Annotated in this window: 17 protein-coding genes; 4 read left to right on the forward strand and 13 right to left on the reverse strand. The window is 46.0% G+C overall.

Features of this window, described 5'->3' with window-relative positions; translation table 11 throughout:
• Nucleotides 1–32: 32 nt before the first annotated feature.
• From LHF31_RS05430 to LHF31_RS05490, 13 genes are all read right to left on the reverse strand, one after another.
• Entirely contained in the window at nucleotides 33–2,144 is a 2,112-nt protein-coding gene (locus LHF31_RS05430) for an acetate--CoA ligase family protein (protein ID WP_298010246.1), read from the reverse strand.
• Nucleotides 2,145–2,332: 188 nt separating this feature from the next.
• Nucleotides 2,333–4,180, reverse strand: a complete 1,848-nt coding sequence (gene htpG / locus LHF31_RS05435; protein WP_298010243.1) for a molecular chaperone HtpG — start codon at nucleotides 4,178–4,180, stop codon at nucleotides 2,333–2,335.
• Between the two features lie 134 nt (nucleotides 4,181–4,314).
• Entirely contained in the window at nucleotides 4,315–4,857 is a 543-nt protein-coding gene (locus LHF31_RS05440; protein ID WP_298010241.1) for a hypothetical protein, read from the reverse strand.
• Between the two features lie 10 nt (nucleotides 4,858–4,867).
• On the reverse strand, nucleotides 4,868–5,896 hold the full coding sequence (locus LHF31_RS05445; RefSeq protein WP_298010238.1) for an NAD-dependent epimerase/dehydratase family protein: 1,029 nt from the start codon (nucleotides 5,894–5,896) through the stop codon (nucleotides 4,868–4,870).
• A 256-nt stretch (nucleotides 5,897–6,152) separates the two neighbouring features.
• Nucleotides 6,153–6,515 carry a rhodanese-like domain-containing protein gene (locus LHF31_RS05450; RefSeq protein ID WP_298010235.1) on the reverse strand — a complete coding sequence of 121 codons (363 nt, stop codon included), beginning with the start codon at nucleotides 6,513–6,515 and terminating at the stop codon, nucleotides 6,153–6,155.
• Between the two features lie 95 nt (nucleotides 6,516–6,610).
• Entirely contained in the window at nucleotides 6,611–7,873 is a 1,263-nt protein-coding gene (locus LHF31_RS05455) for an MFS transporter (protein ID WP_298010233.1), read from the reverse strand.
• Nucleotides 7,874–7,876: 3 nt separating this feature from the next.
• Complete coding sequence (locus tag LHF31_RS05460; protein ID WP_303773778.1) at nucleotides 7,877–10,117, reverse strand: WD40 repeat domain-containing protein; 2,241 nt, start codon at nucleotides 10,115–10,117, stop codon at nucleotides 7,877–7,879.
• Nucleotides 10,114–10,683, reverse strand: a complete 570-nt coding sequence (locus tag LHF31_RS05465) for a 4Fe-4S single cluster domain-containing protein (RefSeq protein WP_298010227.1) — start codon at nucleotides 10,681–10,683, stop codon at nucleotides 10,114–10,116. Before LHF31_RS05465 ends, LHF31_RS05460 begins: the two co-directional genes overlap by 4 nt.
• On the reverse strand, nucleotides 10,680–10,889 hold the full coding sequence (locus tag LHF31_RS05470) for a DUF2997 domain-containing protein (RefSeq protein ID WP_298010224.1): 210 nt from the start codon (nucleotides 10,887–10,889) through the stop codon (nucleotides 10,680–10,682). The genes LHF31_RS05465 and LHF31_RS05470 overlap by 4 nt, the downstream gene beginning before the upstream one ends.
• A gap of 13 nt (nucleotides 10,890–10,902) precedes the next feature.
• Nucleotides 10,903–11,283, reverse strand: a complete 381-nt coding sequence (locus LHF31_RS05475) for a DUF1257 domain-containing protein (RefSeq protein ID WP_298010221.1) — start codon at nucleotides 11,281–11,283, stop codon at nucleotides 10,903–10,905.
• A gap of 12 nt (nucleotides 11,284–11,295) precedes the next feature.
• Nucleotides 11,296–12,921, reverse strand: a complete 1,626-nt coding sequence (locus LHF31_RS05480; protein WP_303773781.1) for an Hsp70 family protein — start codon at nucleotides 12,919–12,921, stop codon at nucleotides 11,296–11,298.
• Nucleotides 12,905–15,556 carry a hypothetical protein gene (locus tag LHF31_RS05485; protein ID WP_298010215.1) on the reverse strand — a complete coding sequence of 884 codons (2,652 nt, stop codon included), beginning with the start codon at nucleotides 15,554–15,556 and terminating at the stop codon, nucleotides 12,905–12,907. Before LHF31_RS05485 ends, LHF31_RS05480 begins: the two co-directional genes overlap by 17 nt.
• Nucleotides 15,557–15,571: 15 nt before the next feature.
• Complete coding sequence (locus LHF31_RS05490; protein WP_298010212.1) at nucleotides 15,572–17,059, reverse strand: AAA family ATPase; 1,488 nt, start codon at nucleotides 17,057–17,059, stop codon at nucleotides 15,572–15,574.
• Nucleotides 17,060–17,182: 123 nt separating this feature from the next.
• Here LHF31_RS05490 and LHF31_RS05495 point away from each other — a divergent pair, with 123 nt between their 5' ends.
• The 4 genes from LHF31_RS05495 (at nucleotide 17,183) to LHF31_RS05510 (ending at nucleotide 21,625) form a co-directional block, all read left to right on the forward strand.
• Nucleotides 17,183–19,351, forward strand: a complete 2,169-nt coding sequence (locus tag LHF31_RS05495) for an aldehyde ferredoxin oxidoreductase family protein (RefSeq protein WP_298010209.1) — start codon at nucleotides 17,183–17,185, stop codon at nucleotides 19,349–19,351.
• Nucleotides 19,352–19,469: 118 nt separating this feature from the next.
• Nucleotides 19,470–19,865, forward strand: coding sequence for a response regulator transcription factor (locus tag LHF31_RS05500; protein WP_298010206.1), 396 nt, complete (start codon nucleotides 19,470–19,472; stop codon nucleotides 19,863–19,865).
• Complete coding sequence (locus tag LHF31_RS05505) at nucleotides 19,866–20,231, forward strand: DUF192 domain-containing protein (RefSeq protein WP_298010203.1); 366 nt, start codon at nucleotides 19,866–19,868, stop codon at nucleotides 20,229–20,231.
• A complete protein-coding gene (locus tag LHF31_RS05510; protein WP_298010201.1) occupies nucleotides 20,228–21,625 on the forward strand; it encodes a peptidoglycan DD-metalloendopeptidase family protein in 1,398 nt (465 codons plus the stop codon). Before LHF31_RS05505 ends, LHF31_RS05510 begins: the two co-directional genes overlap by 4 nt.
• The last annotated feature ends 33 nt before the right edge of the window (nucleotides 21,626–21,658 follow it).

Below are 21,658 nucleotides of genomic sequence, written 5' to 3' on the forward strand. Positions count from 1 at the left end.
ACCAGCCTTGTGTTTTTATTTAATGAATGAGTTTACTTCTTCCTCAAAATGATGCGTGCGTCTACGACTTTCACCCCTTTGCCTTCGGCGTAAACCAGCACCGGGTTGGCATCCGATTCGCTGATTTCATCCGCGAGGTCCAGAATCATTGTGGAGTAAGAGCAAATCGTTTCAGCCAGGGCTTGCTTATCGCGAGGTTCTTCACCACGGACACCAGCCAGAATAGGTGCGCCGCGAATTTCTCCCAGCATGCGCAGGGCTTGCGAGGTGGATACCGGTGCAACGCGGAAGGTAACATCTTTCAGAACCTCAACAAAGATACCACCCAGACCGAACATCATGGTAGGGCCAAAGGTGGCGTCATTGACAGAACCGAGGATAACTTCGGTGCCCCACGGCGCCATTTCCTGAATGGCAATACCATGAATGCGCGCATCGGCTTTGTAGGCTTTTGCATTTGCCATGATCGTTCGGAATGCTTCGCGAACAGCATTTTCGTCTTTCAGGTTGACCTTTACGCCACCGGCGTCAGATTTATGCAGAATGTCAGGGGAGACAATTTTCATCACAACCGGATAGCCAATTTCCTGAGCAAGGCGGACGGCTTCGTCTTCCGTTTTTGCCAGTGAGGTCCTGGTGACAGGCAAGCCATACAAAGCAAAGACCTGTTTGGCTTCGATCTCAGTGAGCGAATCCCGCCCTTCTGCGCGCGCACGTTCAATGATTTGAAGGGCTTCATTGCGATTTTCTCCACCACACAGAGTGATGGGTTCAGCGAGTAAGGTCTTGTTGCGGGCATATTCATTCAAAGCAGCAATGGCATTCACAGCACGATCGGGAGCGCCGTAAGCAGGAATGCCGTTATCTACCAGCCAGCGCATGGCTTTGTCGGAGCGCTCGCCACCCACAAAGGAAACTGTTACAGGTTTCCCGTTGGCTCCTGAGTTGTCAATGGCGCTTTTGATGCCCTGAGCAATTTCCATCGGGTCGGTTACCGCGGTTTCACAGTACAATACCACCAGACCATCCACCCACGGGTGAGCGTAGGCGAACTTGATTGCATTGTGATACCATTCAGTGCCTGCCATGCCGGTCAGGTCCACCGGATTCTTGGCAGAGCCAAATTCGGGCATGTGTTTTTTCAGTTCTTCCTGAACTTCCGCAGGCGCAAATTTCAACGGTACCCCATATTTCTCGGCTGCATCGGTTGCCAGCACGCCCACGCCACCGCCATTGGTGATGATCAGAAGATTGTCGCCTTTCATGGGGGGCTGCAGAGATAAAGCCAGGGTGCGGTCGAAGAGATTATCCAGGTCGCTGGCTTGGACCACGCCGGCTTGCTGGAACGCCGCGCCATAAACTTTTGCCGCACCTGCCAGCGAACCGGTATGGGAGGCGGCTGCAGCGGCTCCATGGGAGGATACCCCGGCTTTTAAGGCAATAATAGGTTTATTGGTGCGACGGCAAACGTCCATGAAACGACGCCCATTTTTGAAACCTTCAATATAAAGGGTGATCGCCGTCGTGTTGGGGTCTTCATTCAACCATTCAATGATGTCTGCAAAGTCGAGATCAGACATGTTGCCAATGGAAATGAGTTTGTCGAAACCAACCCCGCGTACATAAGTGGCTGCGTCGATGGCAATCAGGAGAGCACCCGATTGAGAAACCAGGGATGCCTTTCCAGGAAGAGGAAGGTAAGGTGCAAAAGAGGCATTCATTCCAGAGGAGTTAGCCAGTACACCCACAATATTGGGGCCCAGGATGCGCATATTGTACTGATGAGCCTTCTGGACCAGTTCCTCTTCCAGTTCACGCTTACCGACCTCGCTGAAACCCGAGGTGATGATGACTAACCCTTTCACTCCCTTTTTTCCGCATTCTTCAACAGCAGGAATAACAAATTTTGCCGGGATGGTCATTACTGCCGCATCAATATCTTCTGGTACATCAAGAACAGACGGGTAGGCTTTCAGACCCAGAATTTCTTCAGCACCCGGATTGATTGGGAAAATTTTGCCTTTGTATCCCTGGTTAATTAAGTTTGAGAGTACTGTGTAACCAATTTTCCCGGGGGTGCTGGATGCGCCGATCACAGCAATGGAACGCGGTGTCATGATCCCATTTAATGCTTCGTGCTTCACGTTTTCCTCCAATTTTCAGGTCTTTTTATATCTTTTTCTATCACAAAAGACGCCACAAACAACCTTATTTTAAGCATTTTTTCCTTTACTAAAGTAACGAGTTTGTTCGACATTTATCATAACAGAAATAATCCCCTGCCTCTGTTTTTAACGGGTGAGACAGGGGAGATCGGGTTGAATTGACCAGTTTATTCCAGACTGCTCAGCATAATTTGCTCAATTCTCTTAATCATGCCGGGAGGGTTGGGGTGGATCCCCTCTGCCAGTAAGATATTTTCGTAAATTTGCTCAATAAGCGGTGGAAGACGCGGATCGTTTTCAGGCAATTCAGCCAGTTTTTTGATAATGGGGTGGCTTGGATTAATCTCTAGCGCCTTTTTAAAGTCCTGAACTTCTTTTTGCAATACGCGGTAAACGTGTTGCAAGGTTGGATCTTCGTCTGGTTGTATGCTGACCAACCGTGCGGGTGAGTCTACTAAACGGTTAGTGACTCGCACTTCTTCAACTTTATCAGCCAGCACCTGCTTCATGAATTTCAATAGCCGATCGACATTCTCTGCTCCCAGACTTTCTGCAGCCTTTCCATCTGTAGTGGGAGGGATAAAAGGTGTTTCCTTGCTGGCGTTAGCGAATCGCACATTTTGATATTCCAGCATGGATAACATCATCAAACCATCTAGAGGATCGGTCATGAGAAGCACATCAATACCCTGGTGTCTGAAGATATCCAGGTGAGGGCTGTGTTGAACTGTGAGAGGATGATCGCCAAGGATATAGTAAATTTTGTCCTGCGAGGCAGGTTTATTTTGTAAGTATTCGTCCAGTGATACCAGTTGATTTGGGTGGAAGAGGGTTGGAAAACGCAGAAGCGGAGTCAGTGAAGGAACAAATTCCTGGTTTGAAATGATTCCTTCTTTGATGTAATGTCGGAACTCGTTCCAGAACTTCGCATAGTCATCAGAGCGGGTCGACAAATCCCTGATCATGTCCAGTACGCGATGAGTGATCAGGCGACGGAGATGAGGAAGAAGCGGGCTGGCTTGCAGGGTCTCACGGGAAACATTGAGGGGTAAATCTTCCGAATCTACTACACCCTGGATGAACCGTAAGAAATCAGGCAAAAGATCTCGGCAATATTCCTGGATCAGCACCTTTCGCGCGAATAACTTTAAACCATCCTCTTTTCTCAGAGAGAAGATTCCACGTTCTGGGGATGGAGGAATAAATAGCAGTGCATACAACTGAACGGGTGCGTCAACATTGAGGTGGGTATAGGCAAGCGGTGGATTCACTTCTAACGTGAACTGCCGATAAAAATCGTAAGCCTCTTCTTGAGTAATTTCTTTACTGGCTTTGCGCCAGATAGCCATTCGTTGGTTCACAGGTTCTTTTTCGGAACCAAGGTAGATGGGAAATGGAATGTAGTCGGAATGTTTTTTGATAATTTCCCGTAAACGCTCAATGCGGGTAAATTCCTGAGCGTCTTCTCTCAGCTTTATTTCCACTGTAGTTCCACGGTTTGCTCTCTCGGCTGGTTCAACAGTAAAAGAATCTTCCCCGCGAGAGAACCAGACTGCACCTTGCCCTTCAGGTCGAAAAGTTCTTGAGATCACTCGAATCCATTCTGCGACCATAAAAGCAGAGTAGAATCCAACCCCAAATTGTCCAATAATATCGGTCATTTTCTGCTGAGAAGTCTGTGCGGCTTCAAGAAAGGCTTTTGCACCGGAATGAGCAATGGTTCCAAGATTTTCAACCATTTCCTCAGCAGTCATTCCGATTCCAGTGTCGCTAATCTTCAAAACACGGTTCTCAGGCTCTGTCTCGATTCGAATTGCCAGTTCTGCATCTGGATCCAATACGTTGCGATTGGTGAGCATTTCAAATTGTAACCGGCTCAAAGCATCACTGGCATTGGAGATTAATTCTCTGAGGAATACTTCGCGTTCGGAATAAAGAGAATGAATGAGGATGTTCAATAACTGCCGGGTCTCTGCACGGAAAGGAATTGCGGGATTGACAGTTTCTTGAGACATATTCATCGTCCTCCCTGCGAGGTCATTATGTTTTTATCTTACAAATGGAACATAAAAATTTTATAAACACGGAAATGAAAACTCCGCCAGGATGAGAATACCTTGCGGAGTTTAGTGTGAGATAAGTTGAATCTTTATCGTCTGGCAAAAATGGCGGTTTCCTGCCGGACAAGAACATAGGGTACTCGAATATTTCCCAGATTCGGCAGTAAAAGGTTGGTGATTTCAGCGTCGTAGACAGGGGTGTACAGTTCGTGGGTTACCTCTAAAAATTTTTTCACATTGGAGGTTGTGGATAAGCGCAGGAATCCTTTGAATTGAAACGAGCCAAGCAAAACAAGCACGGGCTCCATTTTTCGGTTGGGTTCGGTTGGATCGTAATCGATGGGATCTTGTTCAGGTGGAATCAGATGAAAGGCTTGTATTTGGGATAGGGGAATATGGAGCTCTGCGTACGAAGTAGGGCTGACCTGGCCCCCCGTTGTAATCATTCCTTTAGCGTTATAAAGGGTGATCCGATCTGGAACAGCGTTGGTTCTCAACCAGGTGCTGACCCGAATGATTGTCTTGGTGATTAATTCTCCCCAGTAAATGCCTGAAAGCGTATATGCCATGACATGAGAGATTTTCTCGTCGGTGTCTGGGCGGGGGGATGTTCCGGCAGGTTGTTCACTCATAGCACACTCCTCATGAGGATTGATTCGCATATCGTTGTCGAATTGCCGGGATCAGGTATTCTTCAAAAGCCCGATTGAAATCATAGTCGGGTTGCCATCCCCAGTCTTGTCGCGCAGTACTGTCATCAATATCGGCTGGCCAGGAATCCACAATTTTCTGGCGACTTAAGTGGGGGGAAAACTCCACCTGCGCATGAGGAAAATATTTCCTCACGGCTTGGTAAATTTCTTCAGCAGAAGGGCTGAAACTGGTTACATTATATACCGTTTGCCTGAGTTTTTCTCGAGGGGCTTCATGGAGCATTAATAAGGCTTTAACTGCATCAGGCATTGCCATGAAGGGCAGTCTGGTATCCGGGCGGACAAAGCACCGATAGGGGAGGTTTTGAGCGGCATGGTGAAGCATCTCGGGACCATAATCGCTTGTTCCACCCGTGGGAATGGTCATCGCACTGATCAAGCCGGGGAAACGCAGGCAGCGGAAGTCTATACTGCTTTTCTCAGGTTCGGCAGCCAGTTGCCGGTAATGATAGGCGTAGTATCTACCCAGATGCTCGCAATACAATTTGTTGCATCCATACATGGTGATGGGATTTCCCCATTCGTTTTCTTTGACCTTACCTAGAGAGTTTTTTACCTCCAGCGAGGGAATACCATAGGCTGCAATCGAACTGGGATAGATGAACTTGACAGGTTGTCCCTGCCATTGGGATTGTTCTACTGCCAGACGCAAAAGATTCAGCGTTCCTTCGACATTGATTCGGTGGGCTGTTTCGGGGTTATATTCCGCTTTGGTAGAAAGAATGGAGGCTAAATGGAAAATACTGCGAATTTCGAACTCGACGACCATCCTCCCAAGGAGCATTTGATCCAAAATGTCTCCCTGAATGGTCCGCATACAATAGGGCTTTAGTTCTTCATCGAGCGGCTGGACATCAAGGGCAATGATATTTACGTTTCCTTGCTGTCCCAAATGGGTAATTAACCCGTGTCCAATTTCACCGTTGGCTCCGGTTATTAATACAACTTCTTTTCGCATACCCCTCCCAGGCGAGAAACAGAATGGATGTTTTTATTGTAATGGATTGGATAGAGAATTGAACTGGTCAAATATCACCCTTAAAGAAAAAAAACCTCCGAATTTTTTTATCGGAGGGTACAACCTTACAACCTCAAGGCTCGATTGGGTATTTCGCATCTACCCAGGCTTTTAAACCGCCTGATAAAGGCTTCACTTTTTCATATCCTTTGCTGAGAAGAATGTCAGCCGCACGGGCTGAACTGTTTTCGGCTGGTCAGGTGCAATATAAAATGATCCATTGATCTTTGGGTAGTTCATTCAGCCTGGATTCCAGAACCCCAAGGGGGATATTAATAGCCCCTTTAATGTGCTGTTGAGCATACGAGTTTGAGTCCCGAACATCAACAAAAATGGCACTTTGAGTGTCGAAGGCTTTTTTGGCGTCTTCAAGAGAAATCCGTGGAATATTCGCAAAGGGAATTCCCAGATCTGGAGTTGCAGTGATCGTGGGGTTGCTGGGGGGATTGAACACCAGCCACATAAGCAATCCTATCAGAATTAACCCTGTGCCACCCAATAATAACACCATGGGTGAAAGATGCGATGGTTTTCTTTTCTTTGGTTGAGACGATTTCATAAGGACCTTTTCTTTTGTAACACGACTATTTTTATCGAATTATACACCGGGATTAAAGAAATATATTTTCCAAAAGGGAGGTTGTAAGAAAATACTTAATGATTTTTATCGATGAGGAAAAGAAGAAAGCCCAATATGCTGACGGAGCCGCTGATGATCAATGCTGCATTGAATCCCAGTATGCCTGCGAGAGTGGTTCCAATGAAGGGTGCAATGATAGAAGAGACATACTGAATACTTTGCGCAGTGGAGACAAATATGGCACTGTATTTTTCAGGAACTGTGCGCATTAATTCATCGAAGAACACCAGATTCAACCCCGCTTGAAAGATACCCGCCAGCCCTGCATAAAACGGAATGGGCCATACCGTGTGAGTGATCCCAGTGAGAATCGGATAGAGAGATACCCCAAAAGTGGTGGCAAGTAAAACCCGCCTGGAACCGTACCGACGCGACTGTCTGGTCCACAGGAAATAACCCAGAATGAGAATGGCCGTTTGTGCGGTGTTAATTGTCGCAATCCAGCTATCGGGTGCATGCAATTGACGCACAAAGTAAAGCGGAAACAAGGGCGCTGCCATGGTGGTGCCAATGGAGAAGACAAACCGTTTTAGATTGAAAGAAACAAACGACTTTTCTTCAAGAATAAGATGCAAAAATTCACGAAGACCTTCTCTGAAGGAAGAAGGACGTTCTGTGGATACCTCTTGAGGGGGGATATTTAAATGGCTTGAAAAGTAATAACTGATCAGCCCTCCAGCAGATAAAGCCAGAAAGACAATTTGATAGTTTAATGGGAAAGAGGGTATGCGATCCAGCGCTTGTCCAACCAGAATGACAGTGAGTGTAGTGGTTAATCCCAGGATGGACCATCTTCGTGTCATCAACTCATAACGTCCCACGGGCCCTGCAACGGAATTCATCACCACATTGAAAGAAATTGAAAGCAGTGTTTGAGGAAAGGTGGCAAAAGCCCAGATGGCTAGAATCCCAATAACTGCAGCGTGATCCTTTACTACAAAAGTGATTAAACCGGTTAGGGCATAACAGGCAATTACCAGCAATCGGGCAAGGCTAAACCACGGCACAATGTTTCTTTGACGTTGAAGGAATTGCCCCAGAGGAATAGAAAGAAGCAAGCCAGTCACGGCTGGCATAGAAGTCAGCAATCCAACTTCAAAAGAAGAAGCGTGCAGGCGCGTTAAAAATACGGGAAGAAACGGTGCAGCAGCGCTGGCAATCCCGACTCCAATTGCATCCACCTGAACATTTATGAAATTTCGCCGTTGAATCTCTGAAGAAATTTCAGGGGTGGTAAACCATTTGTGAATTTTCTTCTGCCAGAATTGTATGGTCATGGACTAGATCTCGATGTCAAATTCTCCCACAGAGATCAATGCTGGTTCACCTACTTCTATGTCATACCTGGAAATCCACTTCCAGAAAGCCAGAATGAACTTTGCCCACGGTAAGTCGTTTGGATGTACCTTCCCTTTTTCTATTTGTTCTTCCAGGTTGGGGATTGGCAATGGAGAACCTGGAATGCGGATGAACCGCGTCCATAGATATAAGGTATTATCCCACAAATGAATAATCCCTGCATCGTTTGCGCCAGCAATCATATTTCCGCTTGTTGATAAAGTTAAAGCCGTAAAGGGAGAGTCTTGAACGATCATCTGGGAAGCCGCTGAAGGATTGGACACGCGGAGAAATCCCAAAGTTCCTGATGCCGTTCCAAACATAAGATGTTCGCCATCTGGATGTAAAAACATACCAACAGGCGGCGATGAAAGAGGTCCAGATTGCCAGAGGAAATGTCCTGTCCTTCCATTCCATGCCCGCAAGATGCGGTCCTTACCAGAGGCGATTAATATGTCTGAAGAAGAACTTCCTGCCAGTAAGAAATTCCCTTCAGGACATGCAGGTATGGTATGGACAAGTCTCAAGTCTGGCAGATTCAGGATTTTTATTTCTGCAAAATATCCAGCCACAGCCAGCAATTTCCCATTTGAGAAAGGAAGGATAGAAAAAATCTCTTTATCCTCGAAACTGGTCTGATAGAGTTCTTTACCCATAGGAAAGCGCCAAACCCGTACTGTTCCATCAAATCCAGCGCTGTAAAGCAATTTCCCGTCCAGCGAAAAGTGCATGCTTTTCACTTGCCCACGGTGTCCATCAAAGGTTTTGATGACACTCTGATTCGACATCCGGAAGACCCGTAACCGATGATCTCCGCCTGCTGAAACGAGATATTCTCCATTTTCGCTGAAAAGCAGGACACGGTGATTAGGGTACGGTGAAGCGGGGGCGGGCATAACGGGTTTTCCCTCTGGAAGTTCCCAGACAAAAATGGATTGTCCCGAACTTCCTGCCGCAAGGAATTTTTCTTGAGGGTGAATTGCCAGAGATGAAACCTGGCGTTCTATGGCAACGAATTTTTTAAGTAAGGAAGGTTTGGGTAAAGTCCCGGCACACGCTTGAGCCAGTTCACATAATTCTGTAAATTCTTCCTTCTCTCCAGCATGTGAGGGATGCCAGTTCTTATTCATTAAAAGGGTAAGGATGACTGTGCTCCAATAAGGAGAAGCGTGCTGTGCCAATTTCCAGAGGTCTTCATATCGATCTGTCTGTACAAGGCTTTTCAAGGTTGTTTCCCATTCCGCATCGCTCAAATCGGCTAAGAAACGAACCTCCCCTCTCTCAGCCCCCAACCGTTGTAACCATGCAATTTGTCCGGTTCGACGCGCCTGTTGCAGGATACGGTATCTTAAACTTTTGTCCGCTCTTTGATAAGCATCCAGCAGGAAAGCGTTTTGATAATCCGCTTGCTGGTACTCTTCCATTCTGGAGGTAAAAAACAAGTATAAAGCCCGGATCTGAGGGTCTTGAGGAGTGTAATGTTCATTTTCGAGAAACTCTACCACCGCAGATAGATCGTAGTGGATGTGGAGGTGTGCAAGCGCATCAAAGGCTGATGGATTTCCTTCCCGGGCTTTCATGATCAGGGCAACAATGGCAACCTTTCTTTCTTTTTCTGATAGGGTATTGAACTCGTGAATCAGATCAGGAATGTGGCTTTCATTGAAGTTGAAAATGGTAGTGATGAGATGTGCCCAACGTTTAAAAGGAGTATTTCGGGCATGGTTGAGCAGGGTGTTTTGGAGTTCCGGAGAGTAATACTGGAAAAAAGCCCGGGTAAGTTCAGGAAGGTGTTCGAGATTTTCTGGAGATGCTTCTACCATCCATTCCAGGAGCAATTTCAAAGAATGATCTTGTGGAAGGTAGGGCCTGGTTAAGAGCCATTGTCTTAATCCTTGCTGGTTCTCTCTGAGCGCAAGTTGATACAGAGCATCAATTGCCGGCTGGTTTTCTTTGCTTGCCAGGCGCATCAATGCCTCTCTGGCAAAACGGGAAATTTCTAAGGAGAAATTGTCTGCAATTTGATACAAACCGAAAATTGCTTCCCCGGTTGCTTTTTCCTCCAACAACAGGATGGCGCCGATTTTCGTTAAGGCATCAAGTTGCTTGGATGAAAAATTGTGGTTTTTGCCTTCCAGTAAAGTGATTAACTCAGATTCCGAGAATTCACTAGAGGTTATCATAGCAAAGGATCAATCCCGGTAATGAAAGTGTTTCCATCTGAATCAATGGTGACTTCGCAGACAGGAATATCTTCAAAATCCTTAAAAGAATACCTTCCGGTCAGAAAATGGAATTGTTTGTTTGCTGAGCCAGTGAAACTGTGGGCTACTCTTTTGTCTTTCTTGTATCTTCCAGAAATCAACACATCAATATACGGGAGCAATCTGGCTCCTTTTGAACGGATGATTTCCTCCCATTCAAATCCTGTCAACATAATCACTGAAAGCGTACTTTGATTTCGGATCGAAACAAGCAAATATTCCAGTGCCTCTACTTGAAACAGGGGTTCTCCTCCGGTAATGGTGATTCCTTCAATTAGATTCTCCCGTGAGCAAATTTGTTTTGCCAGTTCGAGTGGATTTATCCAGGTTCCCTGGTGAAAGGGATGTGTTTGTGGATTAAAACAACCTTCGCATCCCAGAGAGCACCCCTGAACCCAGATGACTGTGCGATTCCCCGGTCCATTTGCAAGGCTTTCTCTGACAATGGAGTGAATATTTAACCCTGGAAGGTCGGGAGTGATCATTGGGAGAGAGAAAGGGTGTCGGACTGATCAATTGCGGTGGGCGGTTCTTGAAATTCTGCCGTCATTTCGCGAAGTAGAATTGTCCCCCCCAGGGCTTTTTCCATCTCAGCCGTAAGGTCCAGGCAGGCTTGCCCTTTAACCCCATGAACTCTCACTTCCACTTTCCCGTCAGGGAGAATCTGGACTTCAATCTCTTGAATTTCCATGGTATTCCTCTTTTCAGGACTGCATTCGTCGGAGTAAAAGACGAATTTGTCCAGTTTCTTTTACTTCTTCTTCTACCAGGGTAAACCCTTGCTTTTCCAGTTTGGAGCGGGTCACGTGATATGCGTATCGTTGTTTCAATTGCGTTAGAAACTGGTCGCGCTGGATACCACGGACTCCAAACCAGTCGGCCACCAGTTCGTATCCGTTTGCGCCTTTCCGAAAACCAATGTCGTAACTTAAGGGCAAAGAGACGCGAATATCTACTTTCATTTTGCCAGCAAACCCTTTGATGGATAGATCTCCTTCCTGGTACTCCATTCCCAGGTCTTTCAGTGCCATGAGCAGGTATTCTTTCTCCATCAAAGCGGTTTGAATACGGGAAAAGTGAGACATGGTCACATCCTTTCAGGTTAATCGTACAACAGGGAATTCCTTAAGGACAAGGCTTCCTGTCTTCAAATCACGAGCAGTAATGAGAAGCCGCTTGTTGGCATCAATAGTGAACTCCACATCAAAACGCGGTTCCCCTTGCACGCCAGGTGGATCGGCATCTAAAAAAGTCGGAGAATGCTCATTCATCCAGAACAAAGTACGTTCTTCGATTTCCTGAGATGTTAAAGGTGTCAGGCGTGCTCCTCCGTGAGTGTCAAAGATGAGTTCGTAGGAGGTTGAGTTTTGTGGACGCTTTTCCCCCACCTCAAAAATTGCAACACCCAGACGCGTTTGTCCATTATACGAGGCTTTCACAGAGATGCGAGAAACAGGTTCACGTGTTGGATAAGGCGTACCTTTTTTGACGATGGGATAATAGTCATAAGTTTGCTTTTGAGGGTTGATGTATCGAATGGCATAATCGTGCTGGATGTAATCATAAAAATCCACCCCGGCAACGAATGCGGCGGCACCACGCGCAACCGCATCCAGTGGTCGATTGAAAAACACTCGTTCTTTCCCGAAAGATTGACGAAGTAGCCGCTGCACGCTGGGTATCTGACTGCTTCCTCCAACCATCAGGACGGCTTGAATTTCTTCTTCACGGTAACCTCTTTCTGCCGCAGACTGGATGGCAGATCGGATGAGGTGATTCAATTGAACAAAAAAGTCATGCTCATCCAGCAGACTTTCAAATTGCTCGCGAGTGTACGAGGCGCAAATCTGCAAATCCGATCCTGGTGGAGAGAATTCCAGAGAAGTGGTTTGGTTAGAAGAAAGATTTTCTTTAAGTCGCTGGCATTCAACAAGTAGGGCTGTGCTCCATGGACGTATACGAGGATCTCCATCGGTGAGCTGATTTTTCTGGAGAACATCCTGGAAAAGCCATTGATCAATTGTGGTGCCGCCAATGTTCTTCCCCGACTTGCCAAGCACACGGCATCTTCTCCCGGTTTGTGCCTGATCTTCACTTTCAATCAGGATAACCGAGGCGTGCATGGTGCCGCCGCCAAAATCGAAGATCAAATATACATTTCCAGGTTGAATGTTGGCGCCGTAGCCAAGCGCTGCGGCAGAAGGCTCGTCAATAAGACGGAATCGAGGCATGCCCGCCTGTTCAGCCACTGAAACCAGCCAGTTTTCATAATGCTCAAAGGCTTCTACCGGAACGCTTAAGCCAACTTCTTCTTCCTTGAAGTCAATTTGTTGGTTTGCAAAGAGGAGAATGGTACCCAGGAAATCTTTTCCGGCGTCTTGAGGGGTAATCTCTCGATCCCCTATCTTAAACCGAATAGGACTTCGGTTGCTGATATATTTTTTCATCCATCGCAATGTTTGTGGGGAGTCCTGTAAGGAGCGCTCGATAACCTGTTGTCCAATCCAAACACGAGAGTCTTCTGTGTAATGAATCAGGGAGGGAATCACAGAGATGACTTCTTCATTTTGCACCTGAGAGAATCCATATTCTGGAATATGGAGAGGAATCCCCTGTTGGGTGGCTTCATCCCAGAGTGCCAGCACAGTATTGGAAGTGCCAAAATCAATTCCTAATCTACCACTCATACCTGTACCCGGTGAAATTTTAACCGATATCTTCATCTAGTAAGATATCAAATTCTCCCGGTTGGATGGAAACGGGCTCTGCAACATAGATATCGTATTGGGTACGATATGTTAAAACCAGATCTAAAAAGGTGAGCATCCATTTGAGGTTGGGGGAAAGGTGAGGGCTTTTCCGGAAAGCACGAATGACTGTTAAGTCTTCGACAGTTAAGGTGGAAAGGGGGTGGTTTAGCCATTTCCATAAGAGAGGGCTACGTAAATCCCAAAAAGTAATCAGACGATGTTCGTGACCAATAACCAGAAATTCCCCTTTGTTAAAAACTTCTGCAGTTGTGACTTCGCCATATGGCAGTTTTTCCATATTTGTTTTGAGCACTTGATAATTGTCGTCAAACCACAGAAGAGAGCCGTCTTTGGCAATTGTAAGAAATTTTCCCTGTTCCGTTAGATATTCGCAAAATTGAATAGGCGCATTCAAACTCCCTATGTAACGGCTAATGGAAAATTTGGGGTACAGTTGAATGGCGCCGTTTCTTCTGCCTACCAGTAAGGCATCTTCAGAAGGGGAAAAGGTTAAAACATTTGCCACGCCGTTTGCTTGTTTAAGTAATCTGATCTGGTTATAGACTCCAGAGAGGATCTCTTGGGATTGAAGATTCACGCAAAAAGGATATCGGTTGTTAATCAATGCTACGATTGAATGATCAGTATTGATTGCGGCGGCTCTGGGAGAGAATGCAATGGGAAACCGGAAAAATGGTTGTGAAGGGTAATAATGAATGTTTCCCAAATAGAGGTCACTATTTTTGTAAACGAGTAAGAAACTTCCTGGATCAAGCGGAAAAATCCCAACCGCAGCATTGGGATGTTCTCCAATTTTTTTAACCTGATTCTGAATAATGGAATATATTCCACAGGGCGTGTTACCTGTGCTTCGTTCTACAGCCACCAGAGCATCTTGAGAGAGTGGTACCACTCTTGCAAGTGAATGCTCAAAACCTCGAATCCGTTCTTTAATCTGCGCCTGTTGAAAATCCCACAAAAGGATTTGCCGGTTTGAAGTGGCTATGGCTATCAGATGGGTATTGGGGATGGTTGCAAAATCATTTACTCTTCCACCAACGTGAACTGTTGCCTGGTGGAGAAGCGGGGGAAATTCTTCATGGATTCTGGAGAATTCGGGTTCAGGCAGTTCTCTTAATTCATGGGTTAACTTCTGGAACAATGAATCCTGGGTGTCGGGTTTCCATTCTTGCTGTTTAAAAAGCAGGGACAGAATGAACATTCCATACGTGGGGGGGACCTGAGGCACGAGATGCCATAACTCATTCCACTGTTGGTGTTCCGAATAAATACGGATGGCTGTTTCTATGACTTCGGGTTGGAGAGAAGAAAATTCTCTCTGAATTTCGTGGATTGCCAGGATTTTCACCAGTGAGGGATGAGCAAGCCTCTGAATCTGGCGATGAATGCGCGAGCGCATATCTGGTGAGGAGGTTTGATAGAAGAATTGCATTAACCGCTGCTCGTAGTCAAACTGCAAATATTCTTCCAGTTGATCCGTAAATAAAAGCAGGCAGGCTTGAAGTTCCGGTTTTGAACTTACAAAGCCAAAATCTTTCCAGAGTTCTAACGCTTGCTGATTCCCCTCAAGGGCTAAAGATCCTAAATGATCAAGATGCTGTTGAGGTAGTTTCTGTAGGAGGCGGCGTGCTTGGGTCTGGATTTCATGATCTTGGTCAAAACAAAGGGCCACTAACGCTTTCACGAGATGAAATGGAAAGTCATCAGTCTGAATTTCATTTCCCCGTTTCAGGGCTACTGTCAGCCAGACAAAGGTGCCAGGCTCGGGAAGAAATACCCCGCGTTTAATCCATTCTTCTAAGAAAACCGGTCGTTTCTTTACCCATGCATTAAAAAGGGAGTTGATGGTTTCCTGATTTCGCAGGAAAGGAAGAACGGATAACGCACGCTCACGAATCTCCGAGTCTTGATCCGTGCAGGCATGGAGTAATTCATCCAGCTGTGCTGGAGAGCAATCCATGACTTCTGTCAGCCGGTTTGTCTTCAGGCAGGTGAGTATATAGCCTTTTTGTAAAGGTTCCGGAACATAGCGTGAAGCGCACAAGATTTCTTCAACGAGAGGAGTGCGGCTTTCTGCCCAGTAGGCGCAAAGTGCATTGATCGTGGCTTGTGACCGTAATTTAGCCAGTCCTCTGCGTGCAACCTCCGCTATGTGAGGATCTCCATCTTCACATGCACGAATTAAAGTGTCTAACAAATGAGGCTGGATCTGGGTGATTCGTTTGAAATCACCTTTCAATATCCAGGTATAAACAATCCAGGGAGAAGATGGTTCGGGAAATACCTGATTGGTAAGAAGAAGTTGAATCAAAAGCAGATCTCGCGATCCATACCATTGCTTCCACAGAGCCTGGATTCCTTGCTTATGGTGAATTCGTTTGACTGCTCGAGAGAGGTTTTTTAATAAAAGAGTGGAAGGTTTGCAGGCAAGAACTTTACAAAAAGCCAATACGGCTTGATCATTTCCTTGATTGATAAAGGGAACCAGTATCCAGATCAGAAAGGGGGAAAGAAATGGAAAACGAAGACCAAGAGCCTCAATTCCAGAAAGAAATAGAGACGATACCGAGTTAATAAAAGAGCCCATTTTTGCAGTTATGTGTTACTGTAGTGATCCAGATGCAGATTGGGCTCTCCCTTCACGGAGCCACCCCCTCAGAGCCTCAATAATTTCGCGTTGTGAAACGGATAAGGGCACCTGCCGTTTCAAGGCATGAAGAATATCCTCAGTGGTAAATTCCCGTTCTCCATCATTGAAACCGAGATACATGGCATCAATCACGGCTTGTTCAATTTCTGCCCCGACATACCCTTCCGATTGACTTGCAAGTAATTCCAGATCATAGTCTTCAGGTAAACGATTCCGCTTCTGTAGATGAACGGCAAAAATCTCAATTCGTTCTTCAAAATCGGGAAGATCCAGGAAGAAAATCTCGTCGAATCGTCCTCGACGTAGTAATTCAGGAGGAAGGCTGGAAATATCATTGGCTGTAGCCACCACAAATACCGGTGCGCTTTTTTCCTGCATCCATGTAAGAATATTTCCGAATACCCGCGTACTTGTTCCGGCATCAAGCCCGCCATGTGCCAGCGCTTTTTCCATTTCATCAATCCATAAAATGCATGGAGCAATGGTTTCCGCGAGATGAAGCGCTCGCCGGGTTCGTTCTTCCGATTCTCCAACGAGGCTGCCAAATAATGCTCCCACATCAAGTCTCAGTAAAGGCAAATGCCAGAGCCCACCAATGGTTTTTGCTGTCAGGCTTTTCCCTGTTCCAGGGATACCAATTAATGCAATCCCTTTGGGGACCGGTAAGCCGTATTGTCTGGCGCGTTGGGAGAAAGCCAGTTCCCGCATACGTAACCATTCTTTTAACGCCTTTAAGCCACCAATATCATTTACGGTTTGTGTGACCGGGTAAAATTCCAGTGCTTCGCTTTCACGGATGATCTGGCGTTTTTCTTCTGTAACCAGATCAATATCTCTATCATCCAGCACCCCATCTGTCACAATGGCTCGGGCAAATACACGTTGTGCCTGAGAAGCAGTCAATCCAAGGGCGGCTTGGATTAATTTCTCTTTGCCCAAAGGCGTTAGATTCGTTCGCACGCCTGAATTTGAGGTTAATGAAATCAATACTTCCTGAAGTTCTTCTGCTTTAGGAAGGGGAAACTCTAAGATAACGATTTCGTCTCTGATTTCTTCGGGTACTTTAGAGACATGGGTGGTAATCAGGATCGTCTTTCGGGTGAACTTCAACCGTTGCGCCAGGTTTTTAAGTTTTCTTTTGATTTGGGGGTTATTCCATACTTCATGGAAATCTTTCAGGACAAAAACTGTTTGATTCTGGGGGTCGGCTTTATCAATCTGTTCTAGGGCTGTCAGGGCATCTCGGGCAGTAGGTACAGGTTGATTGGATGGGGTGAGCCATTGAAAAAAGTCTGCTACATCCCATGTCAGACACGTTCTCTGACTTTTTTCACAGGCGTTCCGAATAGATTGCAATACTCTTTCTTCTTCGTTGGATTGAACGACAATCAGAGTAAAGCGTGCTCGAAAGTAAACATCTAATTGCTGGGCAAAGTTCATACAACTCCGAAAGGTTACTTTAATCGGGAAAGCCAGTGACAAAAGCAAAAGGGGAACAAACTTTGGATTTATTATAATTGAACTTAGAGGTTGTTTTTACCCCATTGGATTTAAGGAGAACATATGGCTCTTCCAAGTGTGGATGCTCTGCGCCAATCTCATCGGCTGTTGGCAGAATATCGCTATGAGATTCTGCCTGTAGTACGTGGTTACGCCAATCGCACCCTCTACATCAATCTCAACGATATGCGGATTCTGAGTAAACCAGTGACCGAGGAAATGAAGAAAACCTTCACTGGCGGCAGAGGGTTTGGCTTATGGTTGCTCTGGAATGCCACCACTCCACAGACACGATGGGACAGTCCTGAAAATGAACTGATTATTACAGGAGGTCCCATTGGAGGAATTACGCAATATCCGGGTACAGGAAAATGTACCGTACTTGCAATTTCTCCTCTTACTCATACTGTTTGCGACAGCAATGGTGGTGGCTATTTCGGACCATACCTGAAATTTTCTGGATGGGACGCGTTGGAAATTCAGGGTAAAGCCGAAAGAGATGTCATTATCTTCATTGATGGGGATGAGGGAATGGTTCGAGTGGAAGAGGCTCCCCTTGAGGTTCTGGACACCCACATTTTGAACCGTCAGTTAACCGAGATGTATGCAAAAGATGAAGAAGATTGGCGTTCCATTTCGGTGATCTCGTCCGGTCAGGCGGCAGACCATATACCAATGTGTGGTTTGAATATCAGTTATTACGACCCCAAGCGGAAGGACATTCGCATCAAACAGGCTGCCCGCGGCGGAATGGGACGGGTTATGCGGGATAAACACATCAAGGCGATTGTGGTTCGCTACAGCCAGATGGGACCTTTGAGCAATGGGCCTGCGAAACCGGAATTATTGAGAAAAGCCGGACAAAGAATTAACCGTGAAATAGCCCTGTTTGATGCCTCTCAAAATGACATGCGGCATACAGGTACTCCCTATCTGGTTGAGATCATGAATCGCTTTGATTTACTTCCCATAGAGAATTTCCGCTATGGTTCTCATCCAGAAGCCAGCCGCATTAATGGAGAAGTGTGGAAGGCTCGTTTTGATACCAAGTACCCGGATGGATGCTGGTACGGCTGTACCATGTCGTGTGCCCACAGTGTACCGCATTTCCACTTACGCACAGGGCCCTACAAAGGGGAACCCGTACGGGTGGATGGACCTGAATATGAAACCCTGGGAGCGATTGGGTCGAATTTAAAAATTTTCAATCCTGAAGATGTCCTCGAAATCAGTTTCTACGCAGATACATACGGGATTGATGTTATTTCATTAGGAAATTCTCTTGCATTTGCGTTTGAGTGTTATGAATACGGCGTTCTCAACAAGGACATTACGGGGGGCTTGGAACTGGTATGGGGTAATGCGGACGTAGCCCTGGAATTGATTCACCAGATGGCGCGCGGGGAAGGGTTTGGTGTCATTGTAGGGCATGGTGTTCGCTTTATGAAGAAATACTTTGTTGAAAATTATGGCGCCGATCCCCAACTCATGCAGGATATTGGCATGGAGGTTAAGGGGTTAGAGATTTCAGAATACATGTCAAAAGAATCTCTTGCCCAGCAGGGTGGCTATGCCATGGCAAACAAAGGCGCCCAACATGATGAAGCCTGGCTCATTTTTATGGAAATGGTTCATAAGCAGTTACCCACTTTTGAGGCAAAAGCAGAAGCCCTTCACTATTTCCCAATGTGGCGCACGTGGTTCAGCATTCATGGATTATGCAAACTTCCCTGGAACGATATCATTCCTGAGAGTAACAAGACAGCAAAAGAACCACAAAAGGTGCCTGAACATGTGGAGAACTACACCTGGCTGTATGAAGGGGTAACTGGGGAACCCATTGACATTGATGGTATCATTCTCCAGTCCGAGAAGGTCTATAACTTCCAGCGTCTGTTCAACTTGCGTTTGGGATTTGGAACACGTCAATGGGATCGCCCTCCATACCGGGCAATGGGACCGGTTACAGAAAAAGAATATACCTCGCGCCAGGAACGATACGATACTCAACTTCGCGAGTTGGGATTAGATCCGGATGGAATGACAATCGAAGAGAAAATCAAGGCGTTGAGGAAACAGCGCGAAGAACGATACGAACAGTTATTGGATGCCGTGTATAAACGTCGTGGTTGGAATTCTAACGGTGTTCCAACCTTAGAAACGGTTCGGCGCCTCGGAATTGATTTCCCTGAAGTAGTGGAACTGATTCAAAAAGCTTCTCAGGTTCAGTAATTAGTTTGTTAGAAAACACAGGAGCGGGCACCATGCCCGCTCTCTCTTTATAAATTACATAAAATTTTATAGTATGTTCTCGCAAACATTATGGTAAACTAATTGTCAAGAGGGTATTATGGAAGAAGAGAATAAGAAAACTGTGGTGGTGTACATAGAGGATGATCTGGATTTGATCGACCTCGTTACACGCATTTTAACCCCGCGAGGTTTTGAAGTGAAGGGGGCGCATGGAGGACAAAAGGGGTTAGACCTGATTTTCCAATCCCCTCCTGATCTGGTTTTATTGGATTTGATGATGCCCGGTATGGATGGCTGGGAAGTGTACCAGCAGTTGAAAGCCAACCCTGCCACGAAAAACATACCGGTAATTGTCATTACAGCCAAGGCACAGGACATTGATCGTGTTCTTGGTTTGCACATTGCTAAAGTACAGGATTACATTTGCAAACCTTTCCGACCTCAAGAGTTACTGGATAGCGTAGACCGAGTTCTTCGAGAGGTGAAAGCCTAGTTGCACGTTCGAATTGTTAATCATACTCATCCATACACCCCGGAAATTACAGCGAAGTATTGTGATCGCTTTTTTTGTCGTTTAAGAGGGTTGATGTTTTCGCCTTTCTTAACGGATACAGAAGGTCTCCTTCTGGTAGAACCCAGAGATTCTCGCATTGGTTCCTCAATTCATATGTTTTTCATGCGCTTTGATATTGGCGCAGTTTGGATTAATTCAGCCATGAAAGTAGTGGATCGAAAAATGGCTTACCGCTGGCAGTCCAATTTAACACCTTGTGCCCCTGCCAGATTTATCCTTGAAATACACCCTTCTCAATTGAATCATTTTCATATCGGTGATGAAATTTCTTTTGAAGCGGTATGATCATTAAAAAACTGTCTCTCTTCTTTCTGATTAGCCTGCTCTTGCTTTTCAGTGTCTCTACTGTCAGTGCGCAAGACCAGACTCCATCTGCACCGGTGTATATTGTTCAATCCGGCGATACGATGTACACCATTGCGCTTCGATTTAATATTTCATTGAATGACCTGATTACGGCGAATCCTTCAATCAATCCTGATGTCCTACAGGCAGGTATGGAGATAGTCATTCCAGGTTTGAATGGTGTTAGTGGTATATTGAACACCGAATCCATCCCTTTAGGTCTGGGGTTGGATGATCTTGCGCGTTTCCGAAATGTCCCCAAAGACTTACTGATTAAACTCAACAAGATAACCAGCCCGGCGGAAGTATATGCGGGTTCAAACCTGATCATCCCTCAAGAAGAACAGCCTTCTTACATGGCGGGTTTGGGAAAATTATCCCCTCAACACAGTCTCCTTCAGGTAGCAGCAGAAAAGAGTTTGAATCCCTGGACAATTGCTCTGGCGCATCAGCAAAACAATCCACAGATCATTCTTTCAGGGGAGATGCTCTACTCACCCTCGAAAGAAGAAGTGCCGCCTCCTAATCCATTAATGCCTGTTGTGCAGTCGGTTGTGTTGTCTCCGTTACCTCTTGTTCAGGGACGTACGGTGGTGGTTACCGTTTCTACATCTCAACCGGTGGAAATTTCGGGTGCATTAAATGGCAGATCGCTTCAGTTTTTCCCAAATGGGGAAAATGAGGTGGTTGCCATACAGGGCATCCATGCCATGACAGAACCTGGATTGATTCCCTTTGGTATCCAGGTGCAAACTTCAGATGGGAATGTTCTTCGTTTTCAACAGGATATTCTTCTCATGTCGGGGTATTATCCTCAAGATCCACCCCTCTCTGTCGATCCGGCTACGATAGCACCCGAAAACACTAAACCGGAAGACGACTTGATACGGGAAATTGTCTCAAAAGTCACACCTCAAAAATTATGGCAAGGTATGTTTACCTTACCTGTGGATGAGCCGGTTTGCATCCGCTCCGGATATGGTAATCGTCGTTCATATAATGGTAGCCCTTACACCTATTTCCATACAGGATTGGATTACGGGGTTTGCGCGAATTTAAATATTCGTGCACCAGCCGCTGGTGTGGTTGTTTATACAGGAGACTTAACTGTAAGAGGAAAATCTACCATCATTGATCATGGCTGGGGAATTTTCAGTGGTATATGGCATCAGCAGGAAATTCTGGTTAAGGTAGGAGACAAAGTTGAGCCTGGACAGTTGATTGGGCTGATAGGAGGCACGGGGAGGGTTACGGGACCGCATCTCCATTGGGAAGTATGGGCAAATGGGGTTCAGGTCAACCCTCAACAATGGTTAGAACAAAGTTTTCCCTGAAATGTAAAGTATAATTGGAACGACTCCGAAGAA

The organism is Anaerolinea thermophila, from assembly GCF_020723905.1.
In the GTDB taxonomy this organism is placed as follows: domain Bacteria; phylum Chloroflexota; class Anaerolineae; order Anaerolineales; family Anaerolineaceae; genus Anaerolinea; species Anaerolinea thermophila_A.

What these genes read in the sequence shown, in the direction of transcription:
- LHF31_RS05450 (WP_298010235.1), bottom strand. Translation starts at nt 6,515, where the DNA reads ATGAAATCGTCTCAACCAAAGAAAAGAAAACCATCGCATCTTTCACCC.
- LHF31_RS05480 (WP_303773781.1), bottom strand. Translation starts at nt 12,921, where the DNA reads ATGAAGATATCGGTTAAAATTTCACCGGGTACAGGTATGAGTGGTAGA.
- LHF31_RS05460 (WP_303773778.1), bottom strand. Translation starts at nt 10,117, where the DNA reads ATGATAACCTCTAGTGAATTCTCGGAATCTGAGTTAATCACTTTACTG.
- LHF31_RS05470 (WP_298010224.1), bottom strand. Translation starts at nt 10,889, where the DNA reads ATGGAAATTCAAGAGATTGAAGTCCAGATTCTCCCTGACGGGAAAGTG.
- LHF31_RS05455 (WP_298010233.1), bottom strand. Translation starts at nt 7,873, where the DNA reads ATGACCATACAATTCTGGCAGAAGAAAATTCACAAATGGTTTACCACC.
- LHF31_RS05475 (WP_298010221.1), bottom strand. Translation starts at nt 11,283, where the DNA reads ATGTCTCACTTTTCCCGTATTCAAACCGCTTTGATGGAGAAAGAATAC.
- LHF31_RS05485 (WP_298010215.1), bottom strand. Translation starts at nt 15,556, where the DNA reads ATGGGCTCTTTTATTAACTCGGTATCGTCTCTATTTCTTTCTGGAATT.
- LHF31_RS05490 (WP_298010212.1), bottom strand. Translation starts at nt 17,059, where the DNA reads ATGAACTTTGCCCAGCAATTAGATGTTTACTTTCGAGCACGCTTTACT.
- LHF31_RS05465 (WP_298010227.1), bottom strand. Translation starts at nt 10,683, where the DNA reads ATGATCACTCCCGACCTTCCAGGGTTAAATATTCACTCCATTGTCAGA.
- LHF31_RS05500 (WP_298010206.1), top strand. Translation starts at nt 19,470, where the DNA reads ATGGAAGAAGAGAATAAGAAAACTGTGGTGGTGTACATAGAGGATGAT.
- LHF31_RS05495 (WP_298010209.1), top strand. Translation starts at nt 17,183, where the DNA reads ATGGCTCTTCCAAGTGTGGATGCTCTGCGCCAATCTCATCGGCTGTTG.
- LHF31_RS05510 (WP_298010201.1), top strand. Translation starts at nt 20,228, where the DNA reads ATGATCATTAAAAAACTGTCTCTCTTCTTTCTGATTAGCCTGCTCTTG.
- LHF31_RS05445 (WP_298010238.1), bottom strand. Translation starts at nt 5,896, where the DNA reads ATGCGAAAAGAAGTTGTATTAATAACCGGAGCCAACGGTGAAATTGGA.
- LHF31_RS05440 (WP_298010241.1), bottom strand. Translation starts at nt 4,857, where the DNA reads ATGAGTGAACAACCTGCCGGAACATCCCCCCGCCCAGACACCGACGAG.
- htpG (WP_298010243.1), bottom strand. Translation starts at nt 4,180, where the DNA reads ATGTCTCAAGAAACTGTCAATCCCGCAATTCCTTTCCGTGCAGAGACC.